At 43.6% G+C, this 17743-nt stretch carries 18 protein-coding genes, 4 pseudogenes and 1 riboswitch; of the genes and pseudogenes, 3 read left to right on the top strand and 19 right to left on the bottom strand.

Annotated features, from left to right (window positions below; all coding sequences use genetic code 11):
• Positions 1-63: 63 nt before the first annotated feature.
• From splB to HNQ34_RS11310, 7 genes and pseudogenes are all read right to left on the bottom strand, one after another.
• Positions 64-1089 (bottom strand): spore photoproduct lyase, encoded by a 1026-nt coding sequence (gene splB / locus HNQ34_RS11335; protein WP_183254593.1) that lies wholly within the window; start codon positions 1087-1089, stop codon positions 64-66.
• 92 nt (positions 1090-1181) lie between these two features.
• A pseudogene (locus tag HNQ34_RS11330) lies at positions 1182-2312 on the bottom strand (vitamin B12-dependent ribonucleotide reductase); the annotation flags it as partial.
• Positions 2313-2373: 61 nt separating this feature from the next.
• Positions 2374-2652 (bottom strand): hypothetical protein, encoded by a 279-nt coding sequence (locus HNQ34_RS17550; protein WP_246364106.1) that lies wholly within the window; start codon positions 2650-2652, stop codon positions 2374-2376.
• A gap of 25 nt (positions 2653-2677) precedes the next feature.
• A complete protein-coding gene (locus tag HNQ34_RS11325) occupies positions 2678-3310 on the bottom strand; it encodes a PDDEXK family nuclease (protein WP_246364101.1) in 633 nt (210 codons plus the stop codon).
• Between the two features lie 195 nt (positions 3311-3505).
• Positions 3506-4159, bottom strand: a pseudogene (locus HNQ34_RS11320) (vitamin B12-dependent ribonucleotide reductase); the annotation flags it as partial.
• A gap of 348 nt (positions 4160-4507) precedes the next feature.
• Positions 4508-5293, bottom strand: a pseudogene (locus HNQ34_RS11315) (ribonucleotide reductase N-terminal alpha domain-containing protein); the annotation flags it as partial.
• 307 nt (positions 5294-5600) lie between these two features.
• Positions 5601-6437, bottom strand: a complete 837-nt coding sequence (locus tag HNQ34_RS11310; protein WP_183254589.1) for a lipoate--protein ligase family protein — start codon at positions 6435-6437, stop codon at positions 5601-5603.
• A gap of 199 nt (positions 6438-6636) precedes the next feature.
• On the opposite strand from HNQ34_RS11310, the gene HNQ34_RS11305 reads away from it, so the two are divergent.
• Positions 6637-6957, top strand: a complete 321-nt coding sequence (locus HNQ34_RS11305) for a rhodanese-like domain-containing protein (protein ID WP_221210740.1) — start codon at positions 6637-6639, stop codon at positions 6955-6957.
• A gap of 32 nt (positions 6958-6989) precedes the next feature.
• Here HNQ34_RS11305 and gcvPB read toward each other — a convergent pair whose 3' ends face one another.
• The 3 genes from gcvPB to gcvT are packed head-to-tail and all read right to left on the bottom strand — an operon-like array spanning position 6990 to position 10897.
• Positions 6990-8444 (bottom strand): aminomethyl-transferring glycine dehydrogenase subunit GcvPB, encoded by a 1455-nt coding sequence (gene gcvPB / locus HNQ34_RS11300; RefSeq protein WP_183254587.1) that lies wholly within the window; start codon positions 8442-8444, stop codon positions 6990-6992.
• A complete protein-coding gene (gene gcvPA, locus HNQ34_RS11295) occupies positions 8437-9783 on the bottom strand; it encodes an aminomethyl-transferring glycine dehydrogenase subunit GcvPA (RefSeq protein WP_183254585.1) in 1347 nt (448 codons plus the stop codon). Before gcvPA ends, gcvPB begins: the two co-directional genes overlap by 8 nt.
• Positions 9784-9802: 19 nt before the next feature.
• A complete protein-coding gene (gene gcvT / locus HNQ34_RS11290) occupies positions 9803-10897 on the bottom strand; it encodes a glycine cleavage system aminomethyltransferase GcvT (protein WP_183254583.1) in 1095 nt (364 codons plus the stop codon).
• A 150-nt stretch (positions 10898-11047) separates the two neighbouring features.
• Positions 11048-11136: riboswitch (glycine riboswitch) on the bottom strand.
• Between the two features lie 407 nt (positions 11137-11543).
• Here gcvT and HNQ34_RS11285 point away from each other — a divergent pair.
• Both HNQ34_RS11285 and HNQ34_RS11280 read left to right on the top strand, forming a co-directional pair.
• Complete coding sequence (locus HNQ34_RS11285) at positions 11544-13205, top strand: DEAD/DEAH box helicase (protein WP_409978370.1); 1662 nt, start codon at positions 11544-11546, stop codon at positions 13203-13205.
• Positions 13192-13983, top strand: a complete 792-nt coding sequence (locus HNQ34_RS11280) for a YqhG family protein (RefSeq protein WP_183254579.1) — start codon at positions 13192-13194, stop codon at positions 13981-13983. Before HNQ34_RS11285 ends, HNQ34_RS11280 begins: the two co-directional genes overlap by 14 nt.
• Positions 13984-14010: 27 nt before the next feature.
• Here HNQ34_RS11280 and HNQ34_RS11275 read toward each other — a convergent pair whose 3' ends face one another.
• The 9 genes and pseudogenes from HNQ34_RS11275 to HNQ34_RS11240 form a co-directional block, all read right to left on the bottom strand.
• Positions 14011-14190 carry a YqzE family protein gene (locus tag HNQ34_RS11275; protein WP_183254577.1) on the bottom strand — a complete coding sequence of 60 codons (180 nt, stop codon included), beginning with the start codon at positions 14188-14190 and terminating at the stop codon, positions 14011-14013.
• A 119-nt stretch (positions 14191-14309) separates the two neighbouring features.
• Positions 14310-14432, bottom strand: coding sequence for a nucleoside/nucleotide kinase family protein (locus HNQ34_RS17740; RefSeq protein WP_281375996.1), 123 nt, complete (start codon positions 14430-14432; stop codon positions 14310-14312).
• Positions 14433-14465: 33 nt separating this feature from the next.
• The gene (gene comGG / locus HNQ34_RS11270; protein ID WP_183254575.1) at positions 14466-14852 is read right to left on the bottom strand and encodes a competence type IV pilus minor pilin ComGG; all 387 of its coding nucleotides are present in this window, start codon (positions 14850-14852) and stop codon (positions 14466-14468) included.
• A complete protein-coding gene (gene comGF, locus HNQ34_RS11265; RefSeq protein ID WP_183254573.1) occupies positions 14849-15292 on the bottom strand; it encodes a competence type IV pilus minor pilin ComGF in 444 nt (147 codons plus the stop codon). Before comGF ends, comGG begins: the two co-directional genes overlap by 4 nt.
• On the bottom strand, positions 15289-15612 hold the full coding sequence (comGE, locus tag HNQ34_RS11260; RefSeq protein ID WP_183254571.1) for a competence type IV pilus minor pilin ComGE: 324 nt from the start codon (positions 15610-15612) through the stop codon (positions 15289-15291). The genes comGF and comGE overlap by 4 nt, the downstream gene beginning before the upstream one ends.
• Complete coding sequence (comGD, locus tag HNQ34_RS11255; protein ID WP_312856124.1) at positions 15596-16036, bottom strand: competence type IV pilus minor pilin ComGD; 441 nt, start codon at positions 16034-16036, stop codon at positions 15596-15598. Before comGD ends, comGE begins: the two co-directional genes overlap by 17 nt.
• Entirely contained in the window at positions 16026-16322 is a 297-nt protein-coding gene (comGC, locus tag HNQ34_RS11250) for a competence type IV pilus major pilin ComGC (RefSeq protein ID WP_183254568.1), read from the bottom strand. The genes comGD and comGC overlap by 11 nt, the downstream gene beginning before the upstream one ends.
• Positions 16323-16336: 14 nt before the next feature.
• Positions 16337-17371: a competence type IV pilus assembly protein ComGB gene (comGB, locus tag HNQ34_RS11245; RefSeq protein ID WP_183254566.1), complete on the bottom strand. Its 1035-nt coding sequence runs from the start codon at positions 17369-17371 to the stop codon at positions 16337-16339.
• A pseudogene (locus tag HNQ34_RS11240) lies at positions 17361-17738 on the bottom strand (ATPase, T2SS/T4P/T4SS family); the annotation flags it as partial. The pseudogene HNQ34_RS11240 and the gene comGB, both read right to left, overlap by 11 nt.
• Positions 17739-17743 lie beyond the last annotated feature (5 nt).

Here is a 17743-nt window from a genome sequence, read left to right as displayed (position 1 = left end):
TCCAAAAATAGCAATCAGTATTATTATATCATGGGATGGTAAATTGACAAGGACAAGAGTTAATTATGTGAAATATTGTACCTTTGCCTCTGGGAAAAATTGCGCAATATAATGTTTCATCGTCTCCTCAAGCCGCTTCGCATCCTCATCTTGATATACGTATTTGCCGATTCCGTATCGTCCCCATTTATATTTCCGTTTGCTCTCATCCAAATCAAGCTTCGTTTTCGGATAACGTTTTTGAATGACAGCCTTTGCCGGTTTTGTGAATCGGTGCTGGATTAATTCGAATGTTAAATCGGACGTATTCACCCCTGTAAGCTGTTCATATAATCGCTCGAATAACTCCAAATATCCTTCTTCCCATCCGTCGTGCATGTAAATCGGCGCGACGATAAAACCGAGCGGGTAACCAGCGCGTGCGACCTTTCTAGCTGCTTCAAGACGCGCTTCAAATGAGGATGTTCCTGGCTCAAAGTTTTGAATGACATACCGTGAATTGACGCTAAAACGAAAGCGTGTTTTCCCGTTATGTTTTGCATCAAGCAAATGATCGACGTGTTCATATTTTGTGACAAAACGAAGCCGCCCGTATTCGGTCACTCCAATAAATTCGATCGCTTTTTTTAAAGAATGAGTCAAGTGGTCGATGCCGACAATGTCCGATGTACAAGCGGCCTCAAAGCGCGTAATTTCCGGAGCGCGCTCATCAATGTACTTTTTCGCTTGAGAAAAAATTTCATCAAGGTTGACGTATACACGAATGTAGGACTTGCTTCCGAGCGTCGTTTGCAAATAGCAATAATGGCAATGGCCCATGCAGCCGGTTGCGAGAGGAATCGCATACTCCGCTGACGGCTTAGACGTATCGAATTTAAGCGTTCTCCGGACTCCGACAACGAGCGTCGATTTCGCGTTTCGGTATTGCTGCAATTCCGTGTCACCCGGAATGCTGCGTACTTGGTTGTGCGACGTCGTTTCACGAATTTCAATGTTCATCTTTTCGAATTTCTGTTTCAATTCTTGGCCGAGCGGATAATGGAGCGCTTCTGGCTCAAAATAAACAAGCTGAGGAATAAATGGCTTCATGCAATCACCTCATTGTTAGTATGGTTGATTGTCATGAGGTGATGAAATACAATTGTATCCAAAATAAAAAGGAATGGGGAACCCATTCCTTTTTACAATCCGCACTTCAACTGTGCGCCGCAGCTTGTGCACGTGTTGCAGCCGCCGATTTCTTCAACCGTTCCCTCGCGGCATACCGGACAAATGTTGCCAACTTCTGAACCGATCGTCACATCGGTTGCTCGTAAATCTGGAATCGTCTCAACGAGCGCAACGGCACGTTTTTTCTCTTTATTTTCTTCTGGCAACAATTCAAGCTGTTCCTCAAGCGTATTTTCTTCTGCTTTTAACGTCAATACTTGCGAATCACGGCTACCGTCAACATACACCGTACCGCCTTTTGCCCCGCCGCGCCATAACCGCTCATATACTTTTTGTACTTGCTCGACTGTATAGCCTCTTGGCGCGTTAACGGTTTTAGAAAGGCTTGAGTCGACCCAACGCTGAATGATACATTGCACATCGGCATGCGCTTCCGGCGATAAATCCATCGCTGTCACAAACCAATGCGGCAAATTGTTCGGATCCGCTTCCGGATGCTTGTCCAAATATTCTTGGACGATATCCGCTTTCACTTCAATAAACTTGCCAAGACGACCGCTTCGGTAATAAGAAAAGGAAAAATATGGTTCAAGTCCTGTTGACACGCCGATCATCGTCCCAGTAGATCCAGTCGGAGCAACCGTTAATAAATGCGAGTTGCGAATGCCGTATTTTAAAATATCTTGGCGAATATCGTCCGGCATTTTTTTCATATAACCGGTGTTAATAAACGCTTCGCGCAAGCGTACAGTTTCTTCATCCGTTTCACCGACTAAAAACGGAAAGCTTCCTTTTTCTTTCGCCAATTCGATCGACGCGCGGTATGCGGTTGTGGCGATCGTTTGAAACACTTCGTCAACAAGCTGGTTGCCTTCTTCGGAACCGTACTCTCTTTCGCAGTAGATGAGCAAATCGGCTAATCCCATCACGCCAAGACCGACGCGGCGCTCCCCAAGCGCTTGTTTTTTATTTTCTTCAAGGAAGTACGGCGTTGCATCAATGACGTTATCTTGCATACGGACACCAATTTCGACCGTCCGTTTTAATTTTTCGTAATCGACGACTTTCTTTTCTTTATCGACCATGTTCGCCAAATTAATCGCGGCTAAATTGCACACAGAATAAGGTGCAAGTGGTTGTTCCAGTTTATGTTACCCTATCGGCTTTTTATCCGATAGTTCTAACGGTTCATTTCCCGTTAGCTCAGCATACGTTTTCATTACACACGCTCTTCATAAACTTAAGAAGTTCTTTTCTTCCTAAATCTTTTCCAAAAACAGCTTTTGAAATCACTCTAAGATCCTTTACTCCAAACAAATCTTGAATTTCATTTAATAATGGGGCAATAACTGTACTAACTTTATTTAACTTCGCATTGAGAACAACCTCTTTATTTAGTTTCGACCATTGAATAGTGTAGTTTCTTATTTCGACATGTAATCTCTCTCTTTTACTAACATATACTTCAGTCGCTTTTTTCATTGCATTCTTACCGGCACACGATTGACTACAAAATTTTTTTGATGCAGTTTTTATTACAGTGAAGCAGCCACCGCAGTTCTTGCAAATCCTTTTTTCCCCTAGGGATTTTAATCTTTCCTTTTTGTGATAATCCAGACTTTCTTAGCTCTTCTAACATTCTTTGCTTTGCATAACTATCAGTTTCCCACAACTTCCTTGTGTGTTCACCAATTTTTTTCTTTGTATCCTCTCGATGCTTCATACTGTAATGGCCGTTTAAACTACCAGAGGCGACTTTACTAATAGTAGTCTCATTTGAATTTATCCATTCTTCGATAGTACTCGTCAACGTAAAAGGCAACTGTTTATAGATTACTCGAAGTTTCTCATAAGAAACTAACTCACATTCAATGCCATATTTACGATGAATTTCAGTTAAATCATTTAAAGCTTTTTCTATCTCCCTCTTGTTTCTTGATTTAACTTCCACTATTCTACAAACATTCCCATTATCATCATAAATAAAGAAGTCTGGCTTGTATAACCTATAACCTAGATCAAAAACTTGATCCTCGTATCCCCATTGAATCAAATGATAATCTAAATATTTAGCATATGCATATTCATAAGAACTTCTCAAATAAAAACCTCTATAAAATCCGGCATACCCTCTATTCATTCGGCAGTACACCATCCTTGTAAAAAAGCGTGTGTAATGCTGCGGCCTCTTGCGGAGATTATATTCTGCCTTTTATATAGGCAGGTTCACTCCGTATGCGTTGCCCCTGACTGAGTTTTTAGGCTCAGCCTTCGGTTCAGGTTCCCATCTCAGGGTTCCTGCTTTATTCCGCAGTTTTTTACGTGAGGCAAACTATTCACCACACGGATTTGTTGCGACTACTTTTTGTCCGTACGCTCTGGCGTTCGTCATGTCGTTGGCGTTGTCGATAAAGAAAATGCCTGGTTCGGCGGAATACGTTGCGCAAATGTTAATGAGCTTCCATAGTTCGCGCGCACGAATTTTACGGTACACGCGGACGCGATAGCCCATTTTCTCCCATTCACGCACATCACCGACTTCGTGCCATTTTTCGTTATAGATGCGCATTTCTTCTTCCGAATACGTTTCAACGTCCGGGAAGCGCAGTTCGTATTCTTCGTCTTTTTCCACTGCCTCCATAAACTCTTTCGTTAAGCAAACGGAAATGTTTGCTCCCGTTAAAAAGTCCGGATTGTGCACGCTATACGTGCCGCCTATGCGTAACTTTTCTTCCGCGTCTTTAATAATTTTTTCGCTAAACCCGCCGTATCCCGGCATGTTTTTATAATTCACAATGCCCTGATACATCGCACGTTCTTGTTCCGTTAGTGGCGTAAATTTCAGCTTTTCTTTCGCTGCTTTTTGAATGCCTTCATCTTCTGTGTTTTCTAGCAAATAACGCAAAATTCGCGGGTTTTGCATTTTCGAAATAATGAATTCAATAATGTCGGGATGCCAATCGGCCAACATAATCATTTGTGCGCCGCGCCATTTGTTACTCACTCCAACGAGCGGGTGTGGTCATTTCTGCCACACTCTCTAGCTTTCACTAGAGGTCGGACTATCTCATCAAAGAGGAATCCTCTTTGTCTCGTGCCCCATCCCCTCGTTACCGATGAGGGTGGTCTACTCCTTCCACGATGAACGAGGAAGTTTCGATAGTCTCTGAACCTTCATCTCCGTTTCCAGAGATGCTTGGCTGCTGGTCGCCCATTGTTCCATCCAATTGGTTTTTACACCGTCACGCCTGCCGTTGCCAGCTACGTTGTGGTCCAATTGGCTTTAGGGTGTCCCAGCAATTCACGAGATTTTACTCCCGCCGATGGCGCTTTGTTAACGGGAGCCACCTTGTTCCACAAGATGGGTAAGTTTTGCAATGTCGTCAAGCCATGAAACCGATCCGGACGATTTTCCGTTGACCCCGCGCGCGAGCGTATTGCGTGGCCGAAGCGTAGAACCGTTCGTTCCGACGCCGCCGCCACGGCTCATAATTTCCATCACTTGCTTGCGATGCTCAGAAATACCTTCACGCGAATCTTTGACAAACGGCATCACGTAGCAGTTAAAATACGTCACTTCCGTACCAGAGCCTGCGCCGTACAACACGCGTCCTGCCGGAACAAAATTTAAGCTGACCAACTCTTGATAAAACTTTTCAAACCATTCTTTCCGCTTTTCTTCCGTTTTTTCCACAGCAGCCAAACCCGTCGCATTTCGTTTCGCGATTTGCTCGTAAAAGATTTCAAGCGGCTTGTCGATCGTATCAAGTGAACGGACGACAACGCCTGTTTCCGCTTCCTCACCTTCAAGCACGCTTCGATAGTCTTCCTCGACAAGCACTTTTGCTTTTTTCGCTTCCCAATCAATATCGACAATAAATCCAAGCCCGCGCGCCGGAAACTTCGGATCTTCTTTGACCGTTAATACGACAAAATCGCCAACTCTTAGCGTTAATTTTTCCGTATCTTTAAACGAATAGCGATCGAGCATCACTAAACGAGAAACACCTTTATGCGTAATTTTCATATCTTCCGTAATCGGATGAACTTGTGGAAAAAGGCAAATATCCTCGTTTAGTTTCACAATATCAATTTTCATTTTTTCCGAAGACGCAACCGTCATTCTTCAATCTCTCCTCTTCTTTCTAATTGTACATCATCTTTTTGCCTGCAAATTCTGTCTAGATTAAATTACCATACTGGCATGAAAAAAATCAATAAAAAAACAATATATAGTATGATTTTTTTATCGATACATACTATATATTGTGTATCAGGTCAACTACTCATGGTTTTGTCAAATAACAAAAACGAGAGAAACGAGAGAAAATAAAAGAAAACCGTCCGAAATCGACGTATTTTCCCGATAAACGAAACATTTTGCCGGTTGCTTTTATGCGAAAACGGAAAATCGCGGCTCCATCCCGCGTTTACCGCTTAAAATTCCATTCATCGCTCTCATATTTTTTTCTTGCGATTTCATTGACATATTCGATTTCAGCCTTAGACAACGTATACGGCTCTAAAATAAGGTCGAGCCCTTTTTCAAATCCTTTATAAAATGCTGCTTTTGCTTCTTCAATCGTCACTTGGCGATCGGTTAACTCGTTAATCGCCACCGCCTTGTTTTTAAAATTTTGCCGCAACCGCTCTTTCACTCGTTCGTTCGGATATTTAAACAAGCTAAACAGCAACTCTTCATCTAAATCCAACAAAATGGAGCCGTGCTGTAAAATAACCCCTTTCTGCCGCGTTTGCGCACTCCCCGCCACTTTTCTTCCTTCAACGACCAACTCATACCAAGACGGCGCATCAAAACAAACGGCAGAGCGCGGGCTTTTTAAATCCGCTTTCTCCTCCTCTGTTTTTGGAACGGCAAAATAGGCGTCTAGCCCTAATAAACGAAATCCTTCTAAAATCCCTTGCGAAATGACGCGATACGCTTCTGTCACCGTTTGCGGCATAGCTGGATGCGCTTCCGATACGATGACGCTATATGTTAATTCTTTGTCGTGGAGAACGCCGCGTCCGCCCGTTGGCCGTCTGACAAAACCGAGGCCGTGCTTTTTCACTGCCTCCATATCAATTTCTTTTTCGACTTTTTGAAAATAGCCAATCGAAAGCGTCGGCGGATTCCAGCCGTAAAACCGAATCGTCGGCGGAATTTTTCCTTCGCTATGCCACTCTAACAACGCTTCGTCTAGCGCCATATTAAATGCTGGGGAACAATCGCCCGAGTCAATAAATCGCCATCTTTCTTTTTCCATCTACTTCACCTTCTTTCCCCTTCTTTTGCGTCTACTAGTTTAACAAACAAAGTGGACGAAGGAAAGCGAAAATACTTTGCGTCTAATGGATAACATCGATATAATAGAATTTGTCGAATGTTGAAAGAAAAAGGGGGGCTTTTTGCTCGTGCAATGGATATGGATTATCATCGGCGCCTTGATCACCTATTCTGTTGTCATGTATTTCATGCAGCGCAAAATGGTGAAAACGCTCACGGAAGAAGAGTTCCGCGCTGGGTACCGCAAAGCGCAGCTTATCGATGTCCGCGAGCCGGATGAATACGCTGCTGGCCATATTTTAGGCGCACGCAATATTCCGCTCACGCAATTGCGCATGCGCATGAAAGAGTTGCGCAAAGACCAACCGATTTATTTATATTGCCAAAGCGGACTTCGCAGCGGCCGCGCCGCCCAAATGCTATACCGAAAAGGCTACCGCGACTTGTACCATTTAAAAGGCGGCTTTAAAACATGGACAGGGAAAGTGAAGAAAAAATAAGGTGCCAACACGCGTTTGGCACCTTTCTTGTTTTACTTCTGATAACGCAAAATTGGTTTGCGAGCGGCAGTCGTTTCATCCAAGCGCTTGACGACCGTTGTATGCGGCGCTTCTTGGACGATTTCTGGATGTTCTTCCGCCTCTTTTGCGATTTGAATCATCGCATCGATAAACGCATCAAGCGTTTCTTTTGACTCGGTTTCCGTCGGTTCGATCATCATGCACTCTTCGACGATGAGCGGGAAGTAAATCGTTGGCGGATGGTAGCCAAAATCAAGCAAACGCTTCGCAATATCAAGCGTACGCACACCCAGTTTCTTTTGTCGCTTTCCGGACAAAACAAACTCGTGTTTGCAATGGCGATTGTATGGCAAATCGTAATATTCCGCCAAACGGCGCATCATGTAGTTGGCGTTTAATACCGCATATTCTGTCACTGCTTTTAAGCCGTCTGGTCCCATTGAACGAATGTACGTATACGCGCGAACGTTAATCCCGAAGTTGCCATAAAACGGCTTCACGCGGCCGATCGCTTGTGGCCTGTCGTAGTCAAAATAGTAGCCATTTTCACCTTTTTCGACCGTTGGTTTCGGTAAAAACGGAATGAGATCCGCCTTCACGCCAACTGGACCAGAGCCCGGACCACCGCCGCCGTGTGGACCGGTAAATGTTTTATGAAGGTTTAAATGCACGACGTCAAAGCCCATATCGCCAGGCCGTGCTTTACTTAACACCGCGTTTAAGTTCGCCCCGTCGTAATACAGCTTTCCGCCTGCGGCATGAACGATTTCTGCCATTTCTAAAATGTTTTCTTCAAAAAGGCCGAGCGTATTCGGGTTTGTCAGCATTAACGCTGCTGTATCCGGTCCAACGACGCGACGTAAGTCGTCTAAATCGACAAGCCCTTCTTCTGTCGATTTCACCGTCACCGTTTCAAAGCCGGCAACCGTTGCCGACGCAGGGTTTGTTCCGTGCGCCGTGTCCGGAACGATCACTTTCGTCCGGTTGTAATCGCCGTTTGCTTCATGGTAGGCGCGAATCATCATCAATCCTGTCCATTCGCCGTGCGCGCCAGCAGCTGGCTGCAACGTCACCGCATCCATGCCGGTAATTTCTTTTAAATGCTCTTGCAAATCGTACATCAACTCAAGCGCCCCTTGCACCGTCTCTTCCGGCTGAAGCGGATGGAGGTGGGCAAACCCAGCAAAGCGGGCAACGTTCTCGTTAATTTTCGGATTGTATTTCATCGTACAAGACCCAAGCGGATAGAAGCCGGAATCAACGCCGTGATTGCGCTTTGATAACGCCGTATAATGACGCATAATATCAAGTTCCGATACTTCTGGAAGTTCCGGTGCTTCTTTTCGGATATATTCAGCAGGAACGACTTCGTTAACATTCACTTCCGGAACATCCAATTCCGGCAAACTGTAACCGATGCGCCCCGGTTTGCTCAATTCAAAAATAAGCGGTTGATCTTTATGCATGACAATCCCCCAATTCTTTTACAAGCGTATCGATTTCTTCTTTCGTGCGCAATTCCGTTACGGCAACTAACATGCAGTTTTGCAGCTCTGGATAATCACGCCCGAGATCGTAGCCGCCGATCATTCCTTTTTCCAATAGCTTTTGATTTACTTCCACTACCGGCTTATTCATACGAACGACAAACTCGTTGAAAAACGGTCCCGTAAATACGACTTCAAATCCATGGTTCACGAACGCTTCTTTCGCATAGTGCGCTTTTTGAATGTTCATCGTCGCCATTTCTTTTACACCGTTTTTGCCCAAGGCAGTCATCGCTACCGCAGCGGCTAACGCATTTAACGCTTGGTTAGAACAAATATTCGATGTCGCTTTATCGCGGCGAATGTGCTGTTCGCGCGCTTGCAGCGTCAACACAAAGCCGCGGCGTCCTTCTTCATCTGTCGTTTGTCCGACGAGACGTCCTGGAATTTTGCGCATGAGCGCCGATTTGACCGCAAAATAACCGCAATGCGGACCGCCAAATTGCGTCGGAATACCAAACGGTTGGGCATCCCCAACCACGATGTCAGCGCCGAACGCTCCCGGTGGCGTTAACACTCCTAAAGCGAGCGGGTTGCTTGCGACAACGAACATCCCTTTTTGCGCATGAGCGATTGGCTCAATGTCTTTTAACGGTTCGATTTGTCCGAAAAAGTTTGGATATTGTACGATTACACATGCGACATCTTCATTCATTTCTGCCTGAAGCGCGTCTAAATCCGTCACACCATTTTTAAACGGAATTTCCACGACTTCAAGTCCCGGACCTTTTGCATATGTTTTAACAACATCACGATATTCTGGATGAACCGCTTTTGATAACAGCACTTTTTTCTTTTTCGTATGCCCCGCGCTTAACAACGCTGCTTCGGCAAGCGCCGTACCGCCATCGTACATTGATGAGTTGGCGACATCCATTCCCGTCAATTCGCAAATCATCGTTTGAAATTCAAAAATCGCTTGCAATTCGCCTTGGGAAATTTCTGGCTGATATGGCGTATACGCCGTGTAAAATTCCGAACGGGAAATGACGTGATCGACGATGACCGGAATGTAATGGTCGTACACGCCCGCGCCAAGGAACGACGTATAGCGCTTTAAATCCGCATTTTTCGCCGCTAATGCCATTAATTCTTTCATTAACTCCGGCTCTGATTTTGCCGGTTTAATATTATACTCGCCTTGAAAACGAACACTTTCTGGAATGTCGGAAAACAGCTCATCAATTGATTGTACCCCAATCGTTTGTAACATTTGTTGCTTATCTTCTTCCGTCATCGGCAAATAACGATGAAGCATAATCCACTCTCCTCACATCTTATTTTGTCCGTTTATAAAACGGTGTTGCCACAACTTTCGCTTTTAAGCGCTTGCCGCGAATGTCGACTTCCACTTCTGTATCAAGAACAGTAAATTTTATTTGAATAAGCGCTAAGCCGATATTTTTTTTGAGCGTCGGCGATTGCGTTCCTGTCGTTACGACTCCGATCGGCTCGCCGTTTGCATATACTGCATATCCGTGGCGCGGAATCCCTTTATCAATCATTTCAATTCCGACAAGTTTCCGTGCCGTTCCTTCTTCTTTTTGTTTCTTCAATATTTCTTTTCCGAAAAAGTCGACGTCTTTATTCGTTTTGACCGCAAATCCAAGCCCTGCTTCGATCGGCGTAATGTCTTTCGCCAATTCTTGCCCATAAAGCGGCAAGCACGCTTCAAACCGGAGTGTATCGCGCGCACCAAGCCCGCACGGAAGCACTCCCTCTTCTTTTCCTGCTTCTAAAATCGCCCGCCAAAGCGTTTGCGCATCTTTTGCCCGACAATATAGTTCAAAGCCGTCTTCTCCTGTATATCCTGTCCGAGAGACGAGCACTTTAACGCCCGCCACGTTGACATCATCTGCGAAAGAGAAAAATTTCATTGCTGACAAATCGCTATCCGTCAACTTTTGCAACACCTGCTCGGCAAGTGGCCCTTGTAACGCTAGCTGTGCGACTTCATTCGAAATATTAACAAGCTCGACATCGCCAAACCGATGCTCACTGAGCCATGCAAAATCTTTGTCAATATTCGCAGCATTGACAACAAGAAGATAATGGCCATCCGCTTTTTTATAAATCAACAAATCATCTATCGTTCCACCGTCTTCATAGCACATCAACGTGTACTGCGCACGGCCGTCGATTAACTTCGTCACATCATTTGTCATCATTTTTTGTAAAAAGGCAAGGCTGTCTTTCCCTTTCACTTCAAACTCACCCATATGCGACACGTCAAACAATCCTGCGCGCGTCCGCACCGCTTCGTGTTCTTCTTTAATGCTCGAAAACTGAACTGGAAGTTCCCAACCGCCAAAATCAATCGTTTTTGCGCCGTATTCCGCGTACAAAGAAAATAACGGTGTGCGTTTCAACATACAATTCCTCCTAGTTTTTTTCATATAAAAAGGACAGACGACTCCCATATAAGATTAATGGAAGTCTCTGTCCTTTCACCTGAAAGTTTCCCTATGAACACATAGGTTTCCTCTTGGGTGGTTCACGTTCGTGAACGCTCTCCAGAGCTGCGTCAAACAAGAGTTCTTTTGCCTGAGAGATTCGTGTTGCCACTTGCTCCTTCGGCGCTACAATCCGTAGTCTCTCCCCTTGTTCTCATTCGCCGATATATAATTTAAAAAAATGGTTAAACTATAAAAAGATAGGTTCATCACCACAAAATGTACTTGACAAGCAAGTAATGTTGTGAAGCGAGGGATACCGTTTATCGTTTATTCAGCTTTTATTTACAATTATGTATAAACAAGTATCAAATTCGCTTTTATTTAAAAATCAAGCACCACTTTTGGTGAAGAGCTAAAAGATGACACAATAGTTTTTTAAACTTTCTAATTTATTATTATACTACCATTAACATGCGCACAAGAGCAATAAAAATTCAATTACGAACTTAAAAAATAACCGAACTTTTTGTTAATTAAATCAGTAAATAATTAACATTTTGTCGCACGTTATATAAAAACGAATAAAAAACGTTCGTTTATTATTAAAGGAGACAGGAAGATGATGGTTGAAATCGAATTTGATTCATCTTGGACAAACGAATTTTTAGAACGGATTGAAAAAGACGGGCCGTGGGCGAGCTGGGAAATGTACCAACTAGCATTAGAAGCCGCCGCACATCTGGCAGTTCCCGATTTTAACGGCTTGCAAGCCCCGAAACATTTACCGCATTTAACACCGTTGCCGCATCAGTTAGAAGTCGCCAAGCAAGTCGTCGAAAAAATGAACGGAAAAGCGATTTTGGCCGATGAAGTAGGACTTGGGAAAACGATTGAAGCCGGGCTGATCTTAAAAGAATATATGATTCGCGGGCTTGTCAAAAAAGTGCTCATTCTCGTCCCAGCCTCCCTTGTCTCCCAATGGGCGATGGAGTTGAACGAAAAATTTTTCATTCCGGCCGTTCCGCAAAAAAAGAGCTACGTATGGGAACAATGCGACGTTGTAGTGTCATCGATTGATACGGCGAAAAGAAGCCCGCACCGCGACATCATTTATGAGCAACAGTACGATATGGTCATTATTGATGAGGCGCATAAATTAAAAAACAATAAAACGAAAAATTATGAGTTCGTGCAAAATTTAAAAAAGAAATTTTGTTTATTGTTGACTGCGACGCCGATTCAAAACCGAATGGAAGAAATTTTTCATCTCGTTTCCCTATTGAAACCTGGTCATTTAGGAAACGCGACGTACTTTTCAGAAACGTATGGAAAAGGTCGTTCGCTCCAAACAGATGAGCATTTAAAAGCGCTCGTCAATAAAGTCATGATCCGCAACCGTCGCGTGGATACAGGGATTGAGTGGTCGAAACGGCACGTGGAAACGATCATCATTGAATTTTCAAGAGAAGAACGAGAACTGTATGACACCGTCCAATCATTAAAATCAGAAGAAGCCATTCTGAACAGTCCATTTTCCCTTATTACAATGCTTCGCGAGGCTTGCAGCAGCCGCGAAGCACTATTTCTCACCACTAAAAACATGATGGACAAATATGGCGAAGAAATTCCAGTGTATTTTCAAGAGCTGATCGAAAAAATCAATGCAGTCACAACCAATTCGAAAGCGGAAAAAGCGCTCGAGCTGATCCGACGCATTAACGATAAAGTCATTATTTTTACCGAATACCGAGCGACGCAATTGTACTTGCAATGGTTTTTGCAACAAAACGGCATTTCTTCCGTTCCGTTTCGCGGCGGCTTTAAACGCGGAAAAAAAGATTGGATGAAAGAACTGTTTAAACATCGCGCTCAAGTGCTCATCGCCACCGAAGCGGGCGGCGAAGGAATCAACTTGCAGTTTTGTCATCACGTCATTAATTACGACCTACCATGGAATCCGATGCGCCTAGAACAGCGAATCGGACGCGTGCACCGATTAGGGCAAACGAACGACGTTTATATTTACAATTTTGCTGTCAAAGATACGGTCGAAGAACACATTTTAAAACTTCTGTACGAAAAAATCCGCTTGTTTGAGCGGGTCGTCGGCGAGTTAGATGATATTTTAACGAAAATGAATGTAAACAACTTCGAAGACTATTTACAAGATATTTTCTTCCGTTCGCGCAATGAGAGGGAGATGAAAATCAAAATGGAAAATTTAACAACGATGATTGAGTTTGCTGATCAATTGGCAAGGAGCGATCAATATGCAGCAAGATGACATTCAACATTTTCTCAAGCGGTATTTTCAAACGAACGAATGTGACATTGTCGAAGACGATGACGGATATATGACGGTTCAGTTATCTATTGAGCTAGATAAAGAATTGATGAACCGGCCATTTTATTGGCATTATATCGAGCGCACCGGCGGAGTTCCGGCACCGATGAAACTTGTACTCATTACAAAACAAAATGAAAAAACAAGTGCTCTGAACGGGGAACGGCTCCATTTTGGTTCGCCAAGGTTACACCAAATTTTTCAGTCGGCGCAGCGCCACGGCAGCTATATCCGCCTGTATGAACAAACAGACGCTTCCGTTCAATCGTCCATTCCACTTCATCCATGGCTCGGGTTAAACGTAAAAATCTCGTATCAATGCGATCGAAAGAAAGATCAGCTTTTATCGCTCGGATTGCATTTAATTACCGGGACGATCGTCAAACAGTTTCACGAAAAACTACAGTACCTTTCTTTGATACCTAAAATTCCTGACTACTGTTTTACAATTTCGCCAATCATTAAACCGGTCAGCGGCATAAGCCGATTGCAACAATATATAAAACAACTGATTGAACGAGATAATCATACATGGGCAGAAGAGGCAATAGCACGCTGGAAAGAAGATATTGCACTTCTTGATCACTTTTATGAAGAAATCGATGAAAAGCCGGAATGTTACTATATTGAAAAAGAGGCGCTCGAAGAACAATATAAGCCAAAGATTACCGTTTCGGTCATTAACGGCGGGCTATTTTACTTGCAACCGCGTTCATAAAAATATCTCCCTGCTATGCAGGGAGTATCATGACTTTTTCCGAAAAAGAAGCTGCAGCGACAAGGGGATCATGCCGAACCAGTAATACAACAACGGCGGCTTTTCTCGTTTCCGCTTTTCCCGCTGTTTCTTCCGTTCCTCTTTCGGCTGGTCCATATAGCGAACAAACTGTTGAGTGACAAATTTGACATAATCATTCGTTGACATGAACGTTTACCGCCTTTTTTACCACTAGTCTTTCCAGATATCCTCTTCTTTAATCAAAAGAATGATTTCTTCGACGATTTACCCTACTCTTTTCCAGTTGTATCAATGCCACCCTCCTTTTAATCATACGGCAACCGTTGTTTCCATAACATCTCAAGACCATCGCGGTGATGCTGTGAAAGTAAGGGACGCGTATCGTCATCCGCAAGCCGTTTGACAAATAGATTCGTTTCATCTGCCAACCTCACACCACATTGTCAGCCGCTGATGAACCACTAATATTTCTCTTTCCATTCGATCAATTCCATTGCGGGAAATGAAATAGTAAATTCTGCGCTGTAACGAATGCCTTCGTACGAAACGACAGTTACGGTTACCTTTATTTCATTGCTAGTGAACTGTTTCCATTCGTACTGAGCGTTGCCATTCGGATACGCGAACGTTCCTTTTCCTGCTGAATTCGCCGGAACATTGGCCGCCATTTGTGCTTTCACATCGGTGACAGCCATTTGCATTAATGAATCCACGTCATACGATTGCTGCTCATATTTCGTTAACTCAACTTCTGTTTCATACAATTTCAGTACGTGAAAAAACAGCGACAGAAATAGAAACGAAAACAAAACGGTAATCGGAAAAATCACTCCTTTTTCATTTTTCATGGCTGCTTCACCTTGATCGGGAAAAAGGTAGACACAAATGCCTCATATCGCTTTCCTTCAGTCGTCACGACGATGATTCGCACACCATTTTGAGCTAATTCATATCGCACGTCGGAAACCGATTGCAAGACGACTTCATTACCTTGGTCGTTCACGCGCCGGCGAATAAGCGATCCATATTTTTCAAAACTTACCTTCTCTCCCGTCGGCTTATAGGCATACATCACCGCCTGATCGCTTTCAAGTTGCTTCGATTCGCGAATTTCGCTTTTCAATTGCTGGAGAAATACTTGCCATTCGAGGTGATTAAAGCGGTTCAAAGGCTTGTCGTGCAGCCAACGAATATCCAACAGGAAAGGAAGAAAAGAAACGATAAGCAACACAACCAATAACACTATCAGCATTTCAATGAGCGTAAATCCACGGCTCCCCATGTTCATTGTTTGACATATCCACACCTTTCCACTATTCGGTCAACATAGTCGTTCCACCGAACACATGCTTTTTTGATTTTATTTCCTTCATTCGTCCATGAAACGGTGTATACTACTCCTCTAATCGTGACCGTTTTTTCGGTAGACTGATCATGATTACTCATTTCATCGTTTAATAACTGTTGGGCTTCGCTTTTTAATGCCGCATTTTGCCGCTCGACCATGATATGAGTGACAAGCGGCAATAAAGCGGTCGTGATAAATAGTAAAAGCACCAGCGACACAATCGTTTCCACGAACGTGAATCCATCACAGTTTTTGGACATAAAACCTTCCTTTCCCAAGCAAAAACACTACTTTGTAAGTCGTTTTGCCGTTTTTGATCAAGATTGTCCCTGATTTATTGACATTGCCATTGGCCAAAAAGGTTAATGGATTTTGCAGTGTTGCTAGTTCGAACAACCATTGGCTAGGAAGTGTTCGATCAATAAGAGTGCGGCCTAATGTATAGCTCTCCGTCATTCGATATCTCCCTTGTGCATTATAAAAAACGACCACCACCGCGGTTTTATGTGTCATCGCATATTGTTGCGCATACAATAAATCATCGGTCAACTGCTCGATCATATACGTTTCCTCTTTTACTTTTTCAAGCTGATCGATGCGCGGAATTACGAGAATCGTCAACGTGCTGACGATCATTAATACGATCAACATTTCTATAAGCGTAAACCCGTTTTTATGTGCCACTTTCACTCACTTCGCCATCGCTACCGATTTGAATCGTGTGGCCGTTTGGACATTTATTCGATTTAATGTAGTTTTCATCCATCAGCTGCTGCACAGTCGGGATTGTATTTTTTTCCATTTGGTACGCCTTCACTTGGGCTTGGACGGTTTGCAAAAACGCTTCGCACCCTTTGGCGTTAATCATTCCGTTATGTTTTGTAATGTTTGGAATTGTAATCAATAAAAGCACAGAAATGACCATTAAAACAATAAGCATTTCAATTAATGTAAATCCTTTTTCTTTCATGCATGATTTCCTCCTTATAATTGATTCATTGTTTCGAACATCGGCAATAAAATCGCTAAATACATGCAAACGACAAGCAGGCCGATAACAGAAAACAACAACGGCTGAACAATGCGCGTCCATCTTTCCATTTTTTCTTCAATTTTCTGTAAAACAAATTGGCTATAATGAAACAACTCTTTCGCCAGTTCTCCGTTCGATTGACCGTGGCGAATGACGAGCACAAGCGCTGGTTCATAATAAGGGCGCATCGCGATGATCGTTTCTAACTTCTCTCCGTTTGCCAGCTGCTCTTTCATTGCGCTCCCTTCTGCGCGTAAAAACGGGATATTTTGTTGTTTTTCAAACACTTGGAGCGATTCGTACACAGACAACCCGCCGTTTAGTAAATGGCTAAACTGCAGCGCAAATAAATGCGTGTGGTATAACATGATTACCGTGCGAACGAAAGGAATTTTCATCCACACACTCATTTGCGCAATCGGTGGAAGCTTTTTCAACCAAAAGACATATCCGATCGCCACTACACCGCCGATGAGACAAACTATCAGAAAAAGAGAAGGAAAAAGCGAAACGACTTGAATCAACACACGAGAGGTAGAAAAGCGGTTCGTATGAAACGAAGAAGAAAGATGAATAAATTGAGGAAGGAGCATCCATTGAACAAATAGAAGCATTACCATCATAAAACAAAGAAGAAAAAGCGGATAGCTTGCTGCTTTGCGAAGTCGCTGCCAATATTTCGCTTTATTTAAGAGCATGCTTCCTGCCTCAATTAATCCTTGAGCGAGACGTCCATGCTGCTCTGCGAAAAACAAATAACCTACCGCTTCCGAATGAAACAAAAGCGGCTGTAACGCTTCGTGGAAAGAAAGACCGGAACGAAGAAAAGATAAACAACGTTGTAAATTGTGACGGCGGGAAAGAGGATGTTGAATTTCTAAAAATTCAATCGCTTGTGATAAAGAATATCCTTTATCGAGAAGTTTTCCTAGCTGCAATAGAAATTGTCCTTGTTCTTCCAACGACCATGTTTTGTTACGTTTCATTCATCATCCAACCTTTGAAAGCGGAAGGTGGCAAAAAGCCGAGAGCGACTCCTTTTTTGATCATCTGCTGCAATGTTGGATAATGATACGTCACGTTTTCGCCTCGCGCTTCTTCAATTGCTTTTGTTAACGCTTCCCCATACAGCCATTCATAAATAGCCGCTCGCCGTACCGCTCTTTGTCTGCGGCAAAACGGGGAACACGCTCCTTCACAAAACGGGCACATCAATTCCACAAGGCGTTGTGCCGTCACCGCAAACAATGTTTGCTCGATTTCTTGCAATGAAACGCCAAATTCCAGCAGCCGATAAATCGCGCCGACCGCATTTTTCGTATGCATAGTCGTTAACACTAAATGTCTTGTAATAATAA

The organism is Anoxybacteroides tepidamans (assembly GCF_014201465.1).
GTDB lineage: Bacteria > Bacillota > Bacilli > Bacillales > Anoxybacillaceae > Anoxybacteroides > Anoxybacteroides tepidamans.
The sequence above is the reverse complement of the archived record's forward strand: the minus strand, read 5'-3'. Positions and strand labels throughout refer to the sequence as shown.